This window comes from Pseudonocardia bannensis, from assembly GCF_012911875.1.
Taxonomy (GTDB): Bacteria; Actinomycetota; Actinomycetes; order Mycobacteriales; family Pseudonocardiaceae; genus Pseudonocardia; species Pseudonocardia bannensis.
In genome coordinates this window covers 37,614-56,224 of record NZ_JAAXKZ010000012.1, presented here as the reverse complement: position 1 = coordinate 56,224, position 18,611 = coordinate 37,614, and the positions used below count along the sequence as shown (strand labels likewise).

17 protein-coding genes are annotated in these 18,611 nt (G+C 71.8%); 12 read left to right on the top strand and 5 right to left on the bottom strand.

Translation table 11 applies throughout. The features are described from left to right. The first annotated feature begins 264 nt into the window (after positions 1-264). The 6 genes from HF519_RS05680 (at position 265) to HF519_RS30955 (ending at position 9,027) form a co-directional block, all read left to right on the top strand. Positions 265-1,170 carry a universal stress protein gene (locus HF519_RS05680; protein WP_169410785.1) on the top strand — a complete coding sequence of 302 codons (906 nt, stop codon included), beginning with the start codon at positions 265-267 and terminating at the stop codon, positions 1,168-1,170. Between the two features lie 55 nt (positions 1,171-1,225). Then, on the top strand, positions 1,226-2,023 hold the full coding sequence (locus HF519_RS05675; RefSeq protein ID WP_246242586.1) for an Rv1733c family protein: 798 nt from the start codon (positions 1,226-1,228) through the stop codon (positions 2,021-2,023). A gap of 102 nt (positions 2,024-2,125) precedes the next feature. Next, positions 2,126-4,843, top strand: a complete 2,718-nt coding sequence (locus tag HF519_RS05670; protein ID WP_169410781.1) for a GNAT family N-acetyltransferase — start codon at positions 2,126-2,128, stop codon at positions 4,841-4,843. Between the two features lie 68 nt (positions 4,844-4,911). Beyond that, positions 4,912-7,332, top strand: coding sequence for a phosphoketolase family protein (locus HF519_RS05665; protein ID WP_312859923.1), 2,421 nt, complete (start codon positions 4,912-4,914; stop codon positions 7,330-7,332). Position 7,333: 1 nt separating this feature from the next. Further along, entirely contained in the window at positions 7,334-8,440 is a 1,107-nt protein-coding gene (locus HF519_RS05660) for an acetate/propionate family kinase (RefSeq protein WP_169410779.1), read from the top strand. A 359-nt stretch (positions 8,441-8,799) separates the two neighbouring features. Then, entirely contained in the window at positions 8,800-9,027 is a 228-nt protein-coding gene (locus HF519_RS30955) for a DUF805 domain-containing protein (protein ID WP_369009232.1), read from the top strand. Positions 9,028-9,369: 342 nt separating this feature from the next. Here HF519_RS30955 and HF519_RS05650 read toward each other — a convergent pair whose 3' ends face one another. Together HF519_RS05650 and HF519_RS05645 are read right to left on the bottom strand one after the other, a co-directional pair. Then, positions 9,370-10,053: an HAD family hydrolase gene (locus tag HF519_RS05650; RefSeq protein WP_169410777.1), complete on the bottom strand. Its 684-nt coding sequence runs from the start codon at positions 10,051-10,053 to the stop codon at positions 9,370-9,372. A gap of 108 nt (positions 10,054-10,161) precedes the next feature. After that, positions 10,162-10,335, bottom strand: coding sequence for a hypothetical protein (locus HF519_RS05645; protein ID WP_246242541.1), 174 nt, complete (start codon positions 10,333-10,335; stop codon positions 10,162-10,164). A gap of 549 nt (positions 10,336-10,884) precedes the next feature. Here HF519_RS05645 and HF519_RS05640 point away from each other — a divergent pair. From HF519_RS05640 to HF519_RS05630, 3 genes are all read left to right on the top strand, one after another. Next, entirely contained in the window at positions 10,885-11,265 is a 381-nt protein-coding gene (locus HF519_RS05640) for a cupin domain-containing protein (RefSeq protein WP_169410775.1), read from the top strand. A gap of 47 nt (positions 11,266-11,312) precedes the next feature. Next, positions 11,313-11,462, top strand: a complete 150-nt coding sequence (locus HF519_RS05635; protein WP_169410773.1) for a hypothetical protein — start codon at positions 11,313-11,315, stop codon at positions 11,460-11,462. A gap of 414 nt (positions 11,463-11,876) precedes the next feature. Then, on the top strand, positions 11,877-12,395 hold the full coding sequence (locus HF519_RS05630) for a DUF4396 domain-containing protein (protein WP_169410772.1): 519 nt from the start codon (positions 11,877-11,879) through the stop codon (positions 12,393-12,395). Positions 12,396-12,702: 307 nt separating this feature from the next. On the opposite strand, the gene HF519_RS05625 is transcribed toward HF519_RS05630, so the two are convergent. Then, the gene (locus HF519_RS05625; protein ID WP_169410770.1) at positions 12,703-13,092 is read right to left on the bottom strand and encodes a VOC family protein; all 390 of its coding nucleotides are present in this window, start codon (positions 13,090-13,092) and stop codon (positions 12,703-12,705) included. Positions 13,093-13,313: 221 nt separating this feature from the next. Between HF519_RS05625 and HF519_RS05620 the strand changes: the two genes are divergently transcribed. Continuing rightward, a complete protein-coding gene (locus HF519_RS05620; RefSeq protein ID WP_169410768.1) occupies positions 13,314-13,799 on the top strand; it encodes a VOC family protein in 486 nt (161 codons plus the stop codon). A gap of 270 nt (positions 13,800-14,069) precedes the next feature. Here HF519_RS05620 and HF519_RS05615 read toward each other — a convergent pair whose 3' ends face one another. Both HF519_RS05615 and HF519_RS05610 read right to left on the bottom strand, forming a co-directional pair. After that, positions 14,070-15,122 (bottom strand): oxidoreductase, encoded by a 1,053-nt coding sequence (locus tag HF519_RS05615; protein ID WP_169410766.1) that lies wholly within the window; start codon positions 15,120-15,122, stop codon positions 14,070-14,072. Further along, positions 15,119-16,195 carry a zinc-binding dehydrogenase gene (locus HF519_RS05610; protein ID WP_169410764.1) on the bottom strand — a complete coding sequence of 359 codons (1,077 nt, stop codon included), beginning with the start codon at positions 16,193-16,195 and terminating at the stop codon, positions 15,119-15,121. Before HF519_RS05610 ends, HF519_RS05615 begins: the two co-directional genes overlap by 4 nt. An 88-nt stretch (positions 16,196-16,283) precedes the next feature. Here HF519_RS05610 and HF519_RS05605 point away from each other — a divergent pair, with 88 nt between their 5' ends. Continuing rightward, on the top strand, positions 16,284-17,096 hold the full coding sequence (locus tag HF519_RS05605) for a sugar phosphate isomerase/epimerase family protein (protein ID WP_169410762.1): 813 nt from the start codon (positions 16,284-16,286) through the stop codon (positions 17,094-17,096). A 21-nt stretch (positions 17,097-17,117) separates the two neighbouring features. Then, positions 17,118-18,593, top strand: a complete 1,476-nt coding sequence (gtfA, locus tag HF519_RS05600; protein ID WP_169410760.1) for a sucrose phosphorylase — start codon at positions 17,118-17,120, stop codon at positions 18,591-18,593. Positions 18,594-18,611 lie beyond the last annotated feature (18 nt).

The following is an 18,611-nucleotide window of genomic DNA, read 5'->3' as shown; positions in this document are numbered from 1 at the left end:
CGATGACCGGACCAAGGGCCCGTCCGACCGGGACCGGCATTCGCGCTGCCGGGTTGGCCGTGCACCGCGGTGTTCGCAGGCCTGCGGCGGCACGCAGCCGCTCCTCCTGCGCCTCCACTCCGGACCCATCGGGGTCGGCGAGCGGCCGGGCCGAGCGGCGGAATCTCCGGGGCCGAATGGCCCGCTGGGCCCGGGACAACGGCCGCTGCTCCCTGTACCGGCGCGCTGGCAACGTCGACACCAACAGATCGAGAAGGGACGGCGATGAACACCGAGCAGGCAGGCCGACCGGTGGTGGCCGGTGTCGATGGATCCGAGTCGGCGCTGGAAGCCGTCCGCTGGGCCGCCCAGGAGGCAGACCGCCGTCGGGCACCGCTGCGGCTGGTCGAGGCGTTCGGCTGGATGGGCACAACCGAGTACATCGGTAACCCGGGCCTGGGGACGGACTACCGCGAGGTCCTGTTGCAGAACGCCCGGGACCAGGTCGCGGCAGCAGCGGCGGCGGCCACGCGTGCCGCTCCCGGGATCGTCATCGAGCAGGACGTGGTCATCGGTTACCCCGTTCCGGTCCTGAACGCCGAGGCGGCGCGGGCCCAGCTCGTCGTGCTGGGCAACCGTGGGCTCGGCGGTTTCACCGGGCTGCTGGTCGGCTCGGTGGCCGTGGCGCTGGCCGCGCACGCCTCGTGCCCGGTGGTCGTGGTCCGCGGTGCCACTCAGGACGCTCCGCCGCCGCTGGAGGGTCCGGTGGTGGTCGGCATCGATGGCTCCCCGATCAGCGAGGCCGCGCTGGCGTTCGCGTTCGAGGCCGCCGCCCTGCGCCGGGTGCCCCTGGTGGCGGTACACACCTGGCGGGATCTGCTCGTCGACCCGGTGATGGCCCCGCTGATGGACTGGGATGCCATCGAGACCGACGAGCACAAGCTGCTGGCCGAGCGGCTCGCCGGGTGGAGCGGGACATACCCGGACGTCCCGGTCCAGCGTGTCGTCACCCGCGACCGCCCGGCTTCTGCGCTCATCGAGCAGTCCGGCCACGCGCAGTTGGTCGTCGTGGGATCGCGCGGGCGCGGTGGGTTCACCGGGTTGCTGCTGGGTTCGGTCAGCCATGCGCTGCTGCACCACGCAAAGTGCCCGGTCGCGGTCGTGCGGCCCGACACCGCGGGAAAGTCATGATCGCCGGCATCGCTGCGGCTGACGGTCTACAGCGCCGGCCCAGGCGGCGGTCGTGATGCGTGCCCACGTCGGGGACTGGCTGGTGCTCCCGGGCCGCCCGGGGGAGCCGCACGGGCGGCGGGGCCGGGTCGTCGGGCTCGTGCACCCGGACGGCTCGCCGCCCTACCGGGTGCGGTGGCTCGCCGACGACCACGAGTCGGTGGTGTCCCACCCCCGGACTCACATCTCGAACATCAGACGGAGGTCGACACCGGAAGGGGTGGTGGCGGTGCGCGCTGAACAGGAACATCGCCCGCCGGCCAGGGTTCGGTCGGCGCGCCGGTTCACCGACCGCGTGGAGGACGCGGTCGCCTGGCTTCTCTCGTCACTGGTCCTGCTCACCTTGCTGGTCGCGGTGCTGGTGGGGCTGCAGGTGCACGGTCAGGAGTCCCAGCGGGCCCGAGCCGAGGCGGACAGCCGTACCCCGGTGCGTGCTGTCCTTCTGGAGGCGACCCCGAACGTGCCCGGCGTCGAGCCCGGCAGGATGTCACCCCCGGTCCGAGTCGCCGTCCGATGGTTCGACGCCGACGGCGCGGAGCACCTCGGGAAGCTGACCGTGCACGGCCCCCGGCCCGCGGGCACGGAGGTGAGGGCGTGGGTGGATCGACGCGGTGAGCTGGTCGGGGCACCCCTGACTGCGGGCGGAGCCACGCTGGTGGCCGTCGCTGCCGCTGCCGGTGTCCTCATCGCGGGCTGGTCGACGCTGGCGGTGGCCGGCCTCGGCGTCCGGCGCTGGGTCAGGGCACGCAACGACGCGCGGTGGACGCGGGAGTGGGCGCGGATCGAGCCGGTGTGGACCGGCCGCAACCGGTGAGGGCCTCGCCACCACATCCGCGCTCACCAGCCGTCGGAGCCCTGGACCGTGACTCGGTGGCTGTCCGGAAGTGGGTGCGGCACGGTGGGAGGTAAGTGCTCGATGTCCGTAGCCGAACGGCGTGACCGGTCCCGCCCCGAGACGGGGCGCGTCGATGCACGCCCGGTGCGGGCGCTGCTCGCCGACGGCACGGTGGTGCGGATGCGCGAGCTGGCCGGCGCGGACGCGCCCCTGATCGGTGCGCTCTACCGCGGGTTGCCCCCGTACGACCGCTACCTGCGCTTCTTCAGCGCCGGGGTGTCGCCGTCGGCGGACGCTCTCGTGCCGCGGGCCGGTCCGGGCAGTGTGTCGGTGGGTGCCTTCCACGGCGAGGAGCTCATCGGGGTGGCGCAGTGTGTGGCCGTCGGCGATGGGTCCGTGGCGGAGGTTGCGTTGGCGGTCGCGCACCCGCAACAGGCGCACGGTGTGGGCACCCTGCTGCTGGAGCATCTGGCCTCGCGGGCCCGTCGCCGGGGCGTACGCCGGTTCGTCGCCGAGGTCCTCGCCGAGAACACCCCGGTGCGACGGGTGCTCACCGACATCGGACTGCGCACCCGCATGCACGCGGAGGACGGCTGCCTGCACGTCGAACTGGGGCTCGACCCCGATGAGGGGTATCTGGCGGCGCTGGCCGAACGGGAGGAGCGCGCGGAGATCGCGAGTCTGACCGCCGTGCTCGCGCCGCGATCCGTGGTGGTCGTGGGCGCGAGCCGCCGGCCGGACTCGGTCGGCCACGCCGTGCTCGCCGGCATCGTGGCGGCCGGGTTCACCGGCCGCCTCGAGGCGGTGAACCCGCACGCGGCGCAGGTGTCCGGGGTCGCGTGCTACCGGTCGGTCACGGAACTGCTCGAGCCGCCTGACCTGGCGGTGCTGTGCGTGCCGGCGGCGGCCGTGCCGCAGGTGGCCGAGGAGTGCGGGCGACGCGGCGCGCGGGCGCTGCTGGTGATCACTTCCGGACTGTCCACGGACCCGCCGCTCGCGACCGGACTGATCGACGCCGTTCGTCGATTCGACATGCGACTGGTGGGCCCCAACTGCCTGGGCATCGCCAACACCGACCCGGCCGTGCGCCTCGACGCGGGTTTCGCCGGCACGGCCCCGGTTGGCGACGTCGGACTGGTAACGCAGTCCGGGGGGGTCGCGATCGCGGTGCAGGACGAGCTGCGCCGGCTGGGTGCCGGGGTCTCCACCATGGTGTCCACAGGGGACAAGTACGACGTCAGCGGGAACGACCTGTTGCTGTGGTGGCACGGCGACCTGCGGACCCGGACGGCCGTGCTGTACCTCGAGTCGTTCGGCAACCCGCGCAAGTTCTCCCGGCTCGCCCGCCGGCTCGCCGAGCGGATCCCGGTCCTCACCCTGCGCTCGGGCAGCTCGGAGGCCGGGCAGCGGGCAGCGGCCTCGCACACCGCCGCCACAGCGACTCCGCGGGTGACCCGGGACGCGTTGTTCCGGCAGGCCGGGGTGCTCGCGGTCGACCGGCTCGACCAGCTCTCCGAGCTGATCGCCACCCTGTCCTGGCAGCCCCTGCCGGCGGGCCACCGGGTCGCGGTGATCAGCAACGCCGGTGGTGCCGGGGTGCTGGCGGCGGACGCGTGCACGTCGGCGGGCCTGGTGGTCCCACCGCTGGCGGAACGCACCCGACAGGCCCTCCGGCGGCCGCTACCGGCCCACGCCGCGACGGGCAACCCGGTGGACACCTCCGCTGCCGCGACGCCGGAGATGTTCGCCGCGGCCGTGACCGCGCTGCTCGCGTCATCCGACGTCGACGCCGTCGTCGCGCTGACCGTGCCGACCGCGCTGGCCGACCCGTTCCCCGGTATCGCCCGCGCCGCGAACGAGGCACTCACCGGCGACAGCGACAAGCCGCTCCTGGCGGTCCGGCTCGCCCAGGCCGAGCATCTCACCGCGCTGCCGGGCACCCGCCCCGGGCTGCGGGTGCCGTGCTTCGCCGAGCCGGCGGCCGCCGCCACCTCGCTGGCGTACGCCGCCGAGAGATTCCGCTGGCTGGCGCGGCCGCGCAGCACCGACCCGGCCCTCACCGACATCGACCCGATCCGTGCCGCCGGTGTGGTGACCGGGTTCCTGGACGGCCACCCCGACGGTGGGTGGCTGGAACCGGAGCAGGTCCAGGACGTGCTCGAGGCCTTCCGGTTGCCGATCCTGCGCGGTGTCGTCGTCGAGGGGACGGACGACGCGGTAGCCGCGTTCTCCCGGGCCGGTCGCCCGGTCGCGCTGAAGGCGGTGGCCGACGACGTGCTGCACAAGGCGGCCGCGGGAGGCGTGCGGCTGGGTCTGGACAGCGCCGATGCGGTCCGGCAGGCGGCCGAGGACCTCGTCGACCGGTTCGGCACGCGACTGCGGGGCCTGCTGGTGCAACCCATGGCATCACCCGGGGTCGAACTCCTGGTCGGGGTGACGAACGATCCGGCCTTCGGGCCGCTGGTCGCCGTGGGCCTGGGCGGCACTATCACCGACCTGGCTGTGGACCGCACCCACAGGCTGGCTCCCCTCTCCGATGCCGACGCCGAGGAGATGCTCGGCGAGTTCCATGCGGGGGAGAGGCTGTTCGATCCGCGCCACGTCCCCGCGGTGAACCGATCGGCGGTCCGAGACGTGATCGTTCGGGTGGCCCGGCTGGCGGAGTTGCTGACAGAGGTAGTGGAGCTCGATCTCAACCCGGTGGTAGTCGGGCTGAACCGTTGCGTCACGGTCGATGCACGGATCCGGTTGGCGCCACCACCGAGCGGCGATCCCGCCCTGCGCGCTCTACGGATCTGATCGCACAGCCGGACGGCGCCGGTCTTGACGGAGGGAGAAACGACGTGGTGGTTGCCGGAGGCAGAACGGTGGGGACAGCCGTGGTGACGGCGCCCGAGCTGCCGGAGAACCTCCGGGCCGCAGCGGCCCGGCTGGCGATGCTGGACGACGCCGACCTGGCGAGGGTGGACGCGTGGTGGCGGGCCGCGAACTTCCTCACTGTCGGGCAGATCTATCTGCGCTCCAATGCCTTGCTGCTCCGGCCGCTGACCGATGCCGACATCAAGCCTCGGCTGCTCGGGCACTGGGGCACCAGTCCCGGTCTGTCGTTCGTCTACGCGCACGCGTCGCGGCTGATCCGTTACACCGGCCAGCGCATGATCTACCTGACTGGCCCGGGCCACGGCGGTCCGGCGCTGGTCGCCGCGTCCTGGCTGGAGGGCACCTACGGCGAGATCTATCCGCAGGTCGGGCAGGACGCGGCCGGTGCGGAGCGGCTGGTCCGCCGGTTCTCCACTCCCGGTGGTATCCCCAGCCACGTCTCGGTGACGACACCCGGATCCATCCACGAGGGTGGGGAGCTGGGGTACGTGCTGGTGCACGCCTTCGGGGCGGTAATGGACAACCCGGACCTCATCGCGCTGGCCGTGGTCGGTGACGGAGAGGCCGAGACGGCGCCCCTGGAGGGGTCGTGGAAGGGCATCTCGTTCCTCAACCCAGCCCGCGACGGGGCGGTGCTGCCGGTGCTGCACCTCAACGGCGCGAAGATCTCCGGCCCCACCGTGCTGGCCCGCAAACCGCCGGCGGAGGTGCGGCGGCTGCTGGAGGGCCACGGGTACGACGTGCTGGAGGTGACCGGCGACGACCTGCCCGGGATGCACCGGCGGTTCGCTCAGGTCCTGGCCACCGCGTGGGCGGGGATCCGCAGCATTCAGGAGGACGCACGGAGCGGGAGCTGGGACGGTACCCGGCCACGATGGCCGGTGATCGTGCTGCGCACCCCGAAGGGGTGGACGGGCCCGGAGGAGGTCGACGGAGTCCGGGTTGTCGGTACGTGGCGGTCGCATCAGGTCCCGCTGGCCGGCGTCCGCGGTAATCCGGAGCACCTGGCAGCCCTCGATCGGTGGCTGCGGTCCTACCGCCCGGAGGAGCTGTTCACCCCGGGCGGGGCTCCCGTGGCGCTGGTCCAGGAGGCCGCGCCGCCGGACGAGCTGCGGATGAGCGCTTCGCCCCACGCGAACGGGGGCCTGTTGACCCGCGACCTCGTGCTGCCCGACCTGCGCGACCACGCGTCCGAGGTTCCCGCCCCGGCGACCGTGCGGCTGGAGTCGACCCGCCGGCTGGGGGAGCTGCTGCGGGAGGTCTACCGTGCCAACCCGGACCGGTTCCGGCTGTTCTGCCCGGACGAGACCAACAGCAACCGGCTCGGCGCGGTTTTCGACGCCTCCGATCGGGCGTTCATGGAGCGCGTCGAGCCCGGAGACGTCGCGCTGTCCCGGCAGGGGCGGGTGATGGAGGTGCTCTCGGAGCACAACTGCCACGGCTGGCTGGAGGGCTACACACTCACCGGCCGGCACGGCATGTTCGCCACCTACGAGGCCTTCGCGATGGTCAGCGCGTCGCAGACGATCCAGCACGCCAAGTGGCTGGAGGAGGCCGAGGGGCTGGCCTGGCGGGCACCGGTGCCGAGTTTGAACGTGCTGCTCACCTCCACGGCGTGGCGCAACGACCACAACGGCTTCTCGCATCAGGGACCCGGCCTGATCCAGAACGTGATCACCCAGCGCGGGACGATCTCCCGGGTGTACCTGCCCCCGGACGCGAACTGCCTGCTCACGGTGGCCGACCGCTGCCTGCGGTCGCGCTCGGAGGTGAACCTGATCGTCATCGACAAGCAGCCGCAGCTGCAGTGGCTCACCCTCGACGAGGCGGTGGCCCACTGCGCCCGCGGCGCCGGCGTGTGGGACTGGGCCGGTAACGACGACGCCGACGAGCCGGACGTCGTCCTGGCGTGCGCCGGCGACATCGTCACCATGGAGACGGTGGCCGCGGCGGACATCCTGCGGCGGTGGCTGCCGCGCTTCCGGGTCCGGGTGGTCAACGTGGTCGACCTGATGGCGCTGACCCGTCCCCGCGACCATCCGCACGGCATGGCGCCGATGGCTTTCGAGGAGCTGTTCACCGCGGACGTCGACGTCGTGTTCGCCTTCCACGGCTACCCGGGCGCGATCCACCAGCTCGTGCACGGCCGCCCGGCCGCCGACCGCTTCCACGTGCGCGGGTTCGTCGAGCAGGGCACGACCACGACGCCCTTCGACATGGTCGTGCTCAACCGGGCGTCGCGCTACCACCTGGTGATGGACGCGCTGAACAATGCGCGTCGCACTCCGCGCGGAGCGAGCGAGCTGCTGGCCTGGTGCGAGCAGCGCCTCGCCGCGCACGCGGAGTACGTGGTCGAGCACCTCGAGGACATGCCCGAGGTGCGCGACTGGACCCTGCAGCGGCCCTGACATGCGGCTGCTGATCGTCAACACCGGCTCGAGCAGCCTCAAGCTGTCCCTGTTGGACGAACGGGACCGGTTGGTGGCCGAGCACACCGTGCAGCGCTGGCAAGGCGAGGACGACTTGTCGCCGTTGGAGCGGTTCCTGCAGACCGCGGGACCGGTCGACGCGGTGGGCCACCGGGTGGTGCACGGCGGCCCGCGTCACCTCGGGCCCGCACCGATCGACGTGGCCCTGCTCGACGAGCTCGCCGCGCTCACCGATCTGGCCCCGCTGCACCAGCCACGGGCCCTCGCGGGGATCCGGGCGGTGTCCCGGCTTCTTCCGGAGGTCCCGGCGGTCGCGAGCTTCGACACCGCGTTCCACGCCCGGATGCCGCCGGCCGCGGCCACCTACGCGCTGCCCGCCGCCTGGAACGCGCGCTGGGGGCTGCGCCGCTACGGGTTCCACGGGCTGTCCCATCGGTACGCGAGCCGGCGGGCCGCCGAGATCACGGGCGCGCGGGTAGAGGCGCTGCGGATGGTGTCCTGCCACCTGGGCGCCGGCGCGTCGCTGTGCGCGGTGCGCGACGGTCGCAGCGTGGACACCACGATGGGGTTCACCCCGCTGGCCGGCCTGGTCATGGTGACCCGGTGCGGGTCGGTGGATCCGGGTCTGGTGCTGTGGCTGCTCGAGCACACCGGGCTCTCCGTCGCGGAACTGCGTGAGGTCCTGGAACACCATTCCGGGCTCGCCGGGCTGTCCGGTACCTCGGGCGATCTACGCGACGTGCTCGCTGCGCGCGCTGCAGGCGACGGGGGCGCGTCGCTGGCGTTCGAGGTGTTCATCCACCGGCTGGCCCGGGAGGCCGCGGCGATGACGGTGGCGGCCGGTGGCCTCGACGTGCTGGTGATCACCGGCGGGATGGGGGAGCACTCGGCGCTGGTGCGCTGCGAGCTGGCCGACCGGCTCGCCCATCTCGGGGTCGCCCTCGACGAGGGCCGCAACGACGGGGTTTCCGGGGATGGGGACGTGTCCGCGGACGGGGCCGCGGTCCGCACCGTTGTCGTCATCGCCCGGGAGGATCTCGAGGTGGCTGCGGAGCTGCGGGCCGTGCTGAGTTCAGCGGTGTGCTGACCCGAACAGGGTGGTGTTACTGAGGGATCGCTTGACTGATGGGGGAGGGGCTGCCGTCGGCGTCGAGCTGCGAGCATGGCAGCGTCAGGGCGAGCACCGGGCATGCACCCCGGAGGCCGGTCGGCTGCTCGGCGCAGCGGCTCGGTGGCTCCGACCTCCCGGGTGGGGCTGTCCACCGGCTGCTACGGATCGGTCCTCAAGTCTGGTCGAGCGGCTACGGCGAAGGGCTGGGGCGACCACATCTCGGCATAGGTGGACCGCGCGGGAAGTCTTGATCGAGCCATGCAATCCATCCTGTCCCGAACTCGGGGCGATTCCTGTCTGCCGGACCGGGGTTTACCCTGCAGTGGTATCTGAAGGTGCTTCGTCAGTACAGAGATTTCAGCGGTCGCGTCCGCCGCGCCGAATACTGGATGTTCACGCTTGTCAGCGTGATCATCTCGGTGGTCCTCGCCATCATCGATGCCGCGCTCGGTCTCAGCCTCGGCGGGTTCGGGGTGCTCGGCGGGCTCTACGGGCTCGCCGTGTTGCTGCCTTCGCCGGCCGTGGGAGCGCGCCGACTGCACGACATCGGTCGCACGGGTTGATGGCAGTTGATTCAGCTCATCCCACTGGTCGGTGCGATTGTCCTCATCGTGTTCTTTGCCACCGAAGGCCACCGAAGGCCACCGGGAAGCCAACGCCTACGGCCCGGACCCCAAGGCCGCTCCCGCGGCCGACGCAACCGTCACGTACTGACTGACGCTATGGCAGCGCGGGTCGAGGTGCTCCGAAGCGGCGCGGAAAGGTGCCGCATTCAAGAGGGCGGACAGCGAGCCGATGCCGACCCCGTGCCGACCGCGCAGGCGCTCGCTCACCGGTTCGCGCCGGAGAGTCTTTCGGGCCACCGTCGCCGTCGTGACGACGGTGATCCGCGGGCTGGTCGGTGGCTACTCCGTCCGGCGTCGGCGGCCCGCTGACACCACCAGTTCCGGGGTGATCTCGTCCAGTGAGTCGACGACGGCGTCGGCGCGCGCGAGCGCGTCGTCGGCGGGCGGGAAGGTCGGCCGGGGAATCGCGACGATCGTCAGTCCGGCCGCGGCGGCCGACCGCAGTCCGTTGGTCGAGTCCTCGATGGCCAGCGAGCGCCGCGGGTCGGCGCCGAGCCGCTGCAGCACGGTCCGGTAGACCGCGGGCGAGGGCTTTCCGGCCTCGACCTCCTCGGTGGAGACGCTGACCCGGAACCATCCTGCCAATCCGGCTCGCTCCAGCACGATGTCGATCAGGCGTCGTGGTGAGGACGACGCGAGCCCCAGGGGCCACCGGTTTCCCAGCCGCTCCACGACCTCGACCGCACCCGGCAGCAGCGGCAGCCCGGAGTCGTACCGAGCGACCATCCGGTCGATGACGGTGTCGGCGACCTCCTCCGGCCGGCCGGGCACGCCCACCACCCTGGTCAGGTACGCCGACCACTCCGGCGTGCTCATGCCCTGCATGGCGAGGGTCGCCTCCGCGGGCCATGGTCGGCCCGCCTCGGCGGCAAGACCGCGGCGGACCTCGTCCCAGAGCTCCTCGGACTCGACGAGCACGCCGTCGAGGTCGAAGACCACCGCCGCCATCGTGTCCCCGGGCATCGTGCCTCCCGAATCGTCCTTGAACCGGATGCGTCGGTACGCGTTGGCGCCGACCGGTCGTTGACGCCGGCTCAGCCGCGTCCGGTAGTCGCCCGGATGCGTACCCTGTCAGGCTATGCCCACGGCCGCTGGGAGCAGCGGCAGGCTCATGCCGCCCGTCGTGGCCAACCGGATCGGGGGGAGCCCCTCCCCGAAGACCGTGTTGACCGCTCGATACGCCGCCGCGTGACTGCGGCCGGCCATCCCGGCGCCGATCACCGCGACGGAGAGCTGCTCCGACATCGTCTCACCCTTCACTGTTCGCGGCTGGCTGAGTTCGTCGACCTGGTCCACGGTGGTTTACGGGTAATTCGGGTCAGCGGGTGCGCTTGCGGGGCTGTGTTCTGCCGATTTATTAAAGCGCTTCAAGCGCGGATAGTGTGAAATTGGTGGCCGATCCCTGTCAAGGGAAGCGGGCGATTGCCGACCACGGTCAGGCAGAACGCCCGCGAGCTCACCGAGTGCGCCCACTCCGCGGTCGTCGAGCGGCTCGCCGCCGTTCGAGGCGAGGCGCCCACGAGCTCGTCGGCGTCCGCCACGGAGAGCTCGACGAGATCGCCTGGTACCGCGGGGACTCCGGCGGCGAGCACGGGGTGGTCGCCCCGTCGGCTTCGAGACCCTGCCGAAAGTCCGACTCACCAGAGCCCGCACATCTCGAATACGCGTTCGATCCTATGTAGGGTGTCGGGAATCCGATCTCAACTGTCTGCGCCGAGCGTTCGAATGCCGATCTTCAGGATGTCGGTCGCTGACCAGGACGCCGTGACCGGACCCGTTCCCTGAGGTGGCAAGGTGACCGACCGCGTGATCAAGATCGAGTCGTTCGACCCCGCCGAGTTCGCCGAGGAACTCGCCGCTGCGCCGGCCAACCACGACGTCGGCACCCGGTTGTGGTTCACCAACGACCGGATCCGGGTCTGGGAGATCCGCCTGCAGCCGGGTGAACGCGCACCTTTCCACGCGCACACCCGCAACTACTTCTGGACGGTGGTCGCGGGCGGGACCGCGCGCCACCGAACCCCGGACGGTTCGGTCACCACCTCCGAGTACGCGGTCGGCGACACCAAGTACACCGAGAACTCCCCGGCGAACCCGGCGCTGCACGATCTCGAGAACGTCGGCGACGCCGAGATCCGGTTCGTCACGGTCGAACTGTTGGACCCGGCCGGCTGACCGGCGAACGATCGGCACCCTCGTGCCCACCCCGGTTCATCTGCCGGGTGATCATCCAGATCCTGTCGGCGCTGTACGACCGACTGCTCGACCCCCGCTGTCGCGGTGGCGTCGCCGCCGGTGTGCTCGTCATGTACGCGACGGGACTGCTCGTCGCGGCCCGACCCGTCCGGCGCGGCTCAGGTCGCGCGCGATGATCGTGCGTGCTCGCCTCCTGTGGTTCGCGCCCGGCGAGGGGATCTGCCAGGACCGGTGCAACCGGCGGCGCGCGACGACGACGAGCGGTGCGCCGGCCGTCGACCGGTAACACCGCGCTCCACATGGTCGGCCAGGACGTGCACGTCGGCTGCCGCCGCGCCGACCCCGAGAACATGGCTGAGGCGACCGCGGCAGTGCCCGGTGCGGCCGCCTGCTCGCCGCATCGAGGCACCTCTGCTCGTCGGCCGGGTCGGTGGTGCGTCCTAGTGGCACGGCCGGTTGGCCTACGTCGACAACGGCCTCCCGCAGCCGAGCCGCGTGCGCGTGCCGTGTTTCCCTCAGGCTTGACGGGATACCCCTAGGTGGTATCTTCATCGCCGTTACCCCCACGGGGTATATGAGAGGGACTGGACATGTCTGACCACGCAGCACCCCGGGACGCCGCAGCCGGCGGTCACGCGCACGGGCACGGCGCCCCGGCCGGCGGCTTCGAATCGGTGCCGTGGTCGACCGCGGCGTCGGCGACCCTGCACTGCCTGACCGGCTGTGCGATCGGCGAGGTGCTGGGCATGGTCATCGGAACCGCCCTCGGGCTGTCCAACCTGGCGACGGTCGTGCTGGCGGTCGCGCTGGCGTTCGTCTTCGGCTACGCCCTGACCATGCGTGGCGTGCTCCGGGCGGGCGTCGGGTTCCGGCAGGCGCTGCGCATCGCGCTGGCCGCGGACACGGTGTCCATCGCCGTCATGGAGATCATCGACAACGCGGTCATGCTGGGCGTGCCCGGTGCGATGGAGGCAGGTCTGAGCAATTGGCTGTTCTGGGGTGCGCTGGCGTTCGCGCTCTTCGTGGCGTTCATCCTGACCACCCCGCTCAACCGATGGATGATCGGGCGGGGCAAGGGCCACGCCGTCGTTCACGCCTATCACCACTGACCCGACCGGGGGGTGGTCGCCGTGGTCCAGGCGGCGTTCTGCGTCGACAACGGGCACCATCTGCCGCTGTGGCGCGACCTGCCGCATGCGCTACTGGCTGCTGCCGGGCCTGGCCGGCGTCCCGATCCTCGCCCTGCGCCGCGGCGCCCGCCCCTGCCCCGCAACCACATCCGGGGCGTGAGTGATCAGTCGGCGTCGGCCCGGCGGCGTTCGATGGCCTGGGCCGCACTGGCCGCGGCGGGTGGTGACCCGGCGACTGTCGAGGGCTACGGCCGAAGCGGATCGTCGCGAGCGAGACGCCCTTCGGTCAGATGCGAACGGATCCGTCCTCCTTCAGCGTCCACCCGGGGTTGTGGGCGACCTCCCACACGTAGCCGTCGGGATCGGCGAACGCGCCGGACGTGCCTCCCCACTCGGCGAGCGCCGCTGGACGCACGATCGTCCCGCCGGCGCGTTGTGCCTCCGCGAGCACCGCGCCGACCTCCTCGGGCGAGCGGACGTTGTGGGCGAGCTCGATGCCTGGCGCGCCGTGGCCACCGAGCGCGGTCCACAGCCCGAACACCATCCCACCGGCCTGGAAGAAGCAGACCTCCTCGTCGGGCTGCTGGGCGCCGCCCCAGCCGAGCGCCTCGTAGAACGCCCGGGCGCGGGCGAGGTCGGCGACACCGAGGGTGAGGAGACTGATGCGCTGGTCCATGCCGACATCATCACGGCCCTGCCGCCCGCCGTGAACGTGTCGGCCCGCATCGGGTCGCACCGCGCTGCCCTGACACTCGGTCGTGCGGGCGGCGCAAGCCCCGTTCCGCGACGCATGGGCCACTGTTCGGTGAGAGAGCGATGAGTTTCTCCCCTTGTGACAGTCATCAGGTGCAGCATCCGTCGCGGGCCCGTTCCCGCCGTATGAGAGGACGCAGCGCCATGCAGCAGAAGATCACCCCGAACCTGTGGTTCGACACCGAGGCCGAGGATGCCGCGCACTTCTACATCTCCGTCTTCCAGAACTCGCGCATCGTGAACGTCAGCCACTACACAGAGGCCGGCCCGCGACCGGCCGGCACGGTGATGACCGTGGAGTTCGAGTTGGACGGTCAGCGGTTCGTCGGAATCAACGGCGGCCCCGAGTTCACGTTCGACGAGGCTGTCTCGTTCCAGATCAACTGCGATACCCAGGACGAGGTCGACTACTACTGGGAACGGCTGTCCGAGGGCGGGGAGGAAGGGCCGTGCGGCTGGCTCAAGGACAGGTACGGCCTGTCCTGGCAGGTCGTACCGACGGGGATGGAGGAGCTGTTCGCCGATCCGGACCCGGCGCGGGCCCAGCGCGCGATGCAGGCGATGCTCGGGATGAGCAAGCTCGACATCGCCGCGCTGCGCAGCGCAGCCGACGGCGTCGGGGCGACCTGACGGACAGGCCGGCGGCGGGCGTGCCGCGGTCACGGCACTCGCCTCACCCATCGCCCGGTGCCCCGACGGACGGGAGGTGCGTACGTCAGCAGCGGGGCCCGTCAGGTGAGGTGGCCGCCTTGCCGGAACTCCACGACGACCGGATTCACCGGGTCGGGCCGGAGCAGCGGGGCCATGTGGCCGCCTTCGGGTAGCGCGAGTGCCTGCCAGTCGTGTCGGGCCGTGGCGAGCAGCTCGGCCGGCTCACGGATCGGGCGGCGAGCGGCCGGGTCACCGGACCGCCACCGCTCGCCCGTCCTTGCTGCTCAGCAGGGCGCACTCGATCACCTTGATCGTGTCGCGGGCCTCCTCGGCGGGCACCGGCACCGGCCCCTCCCCACGGATCGCGGCGGCCATCTCCCGGTAGAACGACTCGTAGGCCCCCGGAACGCCGGCGAGCCGGCCGGCCAGCGGGAGCCCGCCGGCGTCGGTGGTGAGCGTTCCGTACCGGTCCTCGTCCTCTGTTCCCCAGCCCGGGTCACCCGGTCGTCCGCCGGCCAGGAGCGCCGCGATCTGGCCGTCGAGACCGTGCTTGACGAACGAGCCCGCGTCGCCGTGGACCTCGAAACGGGGGCCGGTGGCGCGCACCAGCGAGCCGGCGTGCAGGATCACCCGCAGCTGTCCGTAGCCCAGCACCAGGTGGAAGTAGTCGTCCACGACGGCGCCCGGGCGTTGCGCGCGGACATCGGCTATCACGGTCTCGGGCAGGCCGAAGAGGCTCACCGCCTGGTCGATCAGATGCGGGCCCAGGTCGTAGAGGAGGCCGGCGCCGCGCTGGTCCTGTTCCTGCCACCGGTGCGCCATCGGGTCCGGGCTGAAGCGGTCGTAGCGGGCGATGTACGTGCTGACCCGGCCGAGCACGCCGCGGCGGACGCACCGCTTCACGGTCAGGAAATCGCTGTCCCAGCGCCGCTGGTGGAAGACGCTCAGGCGCCGGCCCTGCCGCTCCGCGAGCTCGATCAGATCGTCCGCCTCGGCCGAGGTGACCACGAAGGGCTTGTCGACGACCACGTGTCGACCGGCCAGCAACGCGGTGCGGGCGAGCTCGTGGTGGACGGTGTTCGGCGCGGCGACGACGACCAGCTCGACGGTCGGGTCGTCCAGTAGCCGGGTTGCCTCCGGCACGACCGGGACCGACGGAAGGTCACGATGCACCCGATCGGGCTTCCCGGAGACGACGGCCCGCAGCCGCAGCCGTGCTTCGGCACCGATCAGCGGGGCATGGAGGTCCGCGCCGGAGGTGCCGTAGCCGACCAGGCCGACGCCGATCACGTCCCCGCTCATCCTGGCCGATCCCCGTACACGAGGGCGACCTTCACCGCCCCCTGCGGATGCTCGTCCAGCCACCGGTACGCGGCGGGGGCCTCGTCGAACCGGAACGTTCGGTCGAGCATCCCGTCGACCGAGACCCGGTCGGTGTAGAGCAGCCGGGTCGCGGTGTCCAGGACCCGACGCCGGTCCCACAGCGGCGCGTGCCGGTGCGGCGCCCCCCACGCGCCGACCGACGCGATCAACGAGAGCCGATTGTGGTGGAACTCCTCGCCGAGCCGCACGTTCGCCGCGCCGCCCTGGTAGAAACCCGCCGCCACGACCGTGCCACCCAGCCCGGCGGCCGCCAGCGCACCCTGCAGCCCCCGGTCGGACCCGGACACCTCGATCGCCACGTCCACGCCTCGACCCTCGTTCAGCTCCCGGATCCGCAGGCCGAGCGGGTGCGGGTCCGCGGGATCGAGCACGTAGGTGGCGCCGAAGCCCGCGGCGAGTTTGCGTCGGTGCGGGTCCGGGTCGACGCCGAGAACGTTCTGGATGCCGTCGAGCCGGCACATCTGGATCGCCAGCAGGCCGATCGCACCGAGCCCGTGCACGCTGACCGCGTCACCGAGCTTGATCTCCGCGTCGTGGACTGCCTGCAGCGCGACGGCGGCGAGGCTGACGAACAGCGCTCGTTCCAACCGCTCGGCCGTGGGCAGCACCACCAACGGGTAGGTGGCATGCAGCGACGCGCCCACGTCGAGCACCGTCTCCTCCTGGTGCGGTGTGCCGGTGTGCACCAGGTCGCCCACCTCGACGGCGGTGACTCCCGAGCCGACCTCGGCGACCTCGTTGACCATCTCGTAACCGAGCGTCACCGGATATGCGGACGCACTGCCGGCCGGCGGGACGACGAAGGCACGCAGGCCGCGGCCGAACACCTTGTCGGTGAACGCGGAGGTTCCGCGGTAGAGGCTCAGCTCGGTGCCGTGGCTGATCCCGCTCAACCGGGCGCGCAGCCGCACCTCGCCCGGTTGCAGCGGGCGGGACGGCTGCTCGGACAGCCGCAGCTGACGCGGACCGTCCAGGACCATCGTTCGGGGCACAGAGCCCCTCCTTCCGCAACTAGGCTCATCACGAGTCCACGAGCGGCCGGTGACGCGACGCACATCGTCCCACCTGGGAGAAGGTCCGATGGGGATGAAGCTCTCGTGCCAAGAGCAGTTGCTGCCGGGCGACGGCCTGCGGGCCAAGTTCGACTTCGCGCGCCAGGCCGGTTTCGACGGCATCGAACTGCGCGCCCGCGGGGACGGCCACTTCGCCGGCCGCCTGCCGGAGCTGCGCGCGGCGGTCCGCGCCGGCGTGGTGATGCGGACGGTATGTCCGGAGACGGATCACTTCATCGGGCACTTCGACGCGGAGTTGCGGCGCGATGCCGTCGCCCAGCTGCGCTCGCAGATCAGCGTGATCGCCGAGCTGGGTGGCGAGGGAGTGCTCACCCCGGCCAGTTGGGGGATGTTCAGCCTGCGGCTGCCGCCGTTCACCCCGCCCCGCAGCGCCGCGGATGACCACAAGGTGCTGTTCGAGGCGCTGGCGGAGCTCGGTGAGCACGCCGCGAGTGAGGGGGTCTGGCTCGCCCTCGAACCGCTCAACCGGTACGAGGACTACATGATCAATCGGCTGGAGCAAGCGGCCGACCTGGCAGAGGAGGTGCAGCGGGAGCTCGGCTGCGACTCCGTCCGGGTGTGCGCGGACCTCTTCCACATGAACATCGAGGAGGACGACCTGGCCAAGGCGATCACCGCCGTCGGCTCGCGGATCGCGCACGTACACGTCGACGACTCGAACCGGCTCCAGCCCGGCACCGGTCACCTGGACTTCGCCGCCGCATTCGGTGCGCTGCACCAGATCTCCTACGACGGCTGGCTCGCGCTCGAGTGCCAGCTGCGCGGCGACCCGCAGACCGCTCTGCCGGCCGCGGCCCGATTCCTCGCCCGCTTCCGGTAGCCCGGGCCGGTCCAGGGCAGCATGCGGAACCAGGTCCAGCTCGTCGCCTACGCCGACCGGCTCGGCGGATCACTTCCCGGACTCGCGCGACTGTTGGACGGCCCGCTCGCCGGGCTCTTCGGCGGGGTGCACGTGCTGCCCTTCTACCTCCCGTATGACGGCGCGGACGCCGGTTTCGACCCGATCGATCACCTGGCCGTCGACCCGCGGCTGGGCGGCTGGGAAGACGTGCGGCGGCTCGCCGCGTCGCGGGATGTCGTCGCCGACCTCATCGTCAACCACGTCTCGGATCGGTCCGTGCAGTTCCGGGACGTCGTCGAGCATGGCGAGCAGTCGCCGTACGCCGGCATGTTCCTCACCTACGACCGGGTCTTCCCTCACGGCGCGACCGAGGCCGACCTGGTCCGCATCGTCCGGCCGCGACCGGGCCTGCCCTTCACCCCGGCCGTCCTCGGCGGGCGGAGGCGGCTGGCGTGGACCACCTTCACCAGCCATCAGATCGACCTGGACGTGCATCATCCGGTCGCCCGCCGGTATCTCTCCGCGGTGCTGCGGCAGCTCGCGGACTGCGGGATCGCGATGGTCCGGCTGGACGCCGTCGGTTACGCCGTGAAGACGGCGGGCAGCGCGTGCTTCATGACGCCCGAGACCGTCGAGTTCATCGTCGACATCGCCGCCGAGGCCAGGCGGCTCGGCCTCGAGGTGCTCGCCGAGGTGCACGCGCCCCACCGCTACACGGTTCAGGCCGCCGGGCGCGTCGACCGGGTCTACGACTTCGTGCTCGCGCCACTGATCCTGCACGCGGTCTTCACCGGCGACAGCCGCCCCCTGCGCGACTGGCTGACCCGCCGGCCCGGCAATTCGGTGACCGTGCTCGACACTCACGACGGCATCGGGATGATCGATGCGGGCCCCGGCCCGGACACCGCGGACGGCGGCCTGCTGACCGCCACTCAGCTCGACTCGCTGGTGGCCACGATCTCCCGGAACAGCGGCGGCACCAGCCGCGCGAGCACGGTGCGCGGCGGCGGGGGCGGCGTCTACCAGGTGAGCTGCACCGCGTACGACGCCGTCGGCCGGGACGACCGGCGCTACCTGCTGGCCCGGCTGTTGCAACTGTTCACACCCGGGATCCCGCAGATCTACTACGTCGGCCTGCTCGCCGGCGACAACGAGCCCGGGCTCGCCGGCCGTACCGGGGACGCGCGCGAGATCAACCGCCGCAGCTACACCGAGGCCGAGGTCGGCGAGGCTCTCCGGCGACCGGTGGTCCGGGCGCTGACCCGGCTGATCCGCCTCCGCACCACGCACCCGGCCTTCGGCGGCGAGTTCACGCTGCTCGACACCCCGGCCGGAGAGCTGACCATGGTGTGGCGCGCCGGTCGCGCACGAGCCCGGCTGCGAACATCTCTGGCCGACGCCTCGTACCGGCTGGCCTTCACCGCCGATGGTGCCGAGCAGACGATCACAGGTGCACGACTGATCGAGCTGACATGACGTCGGGGTCGTGGAGGT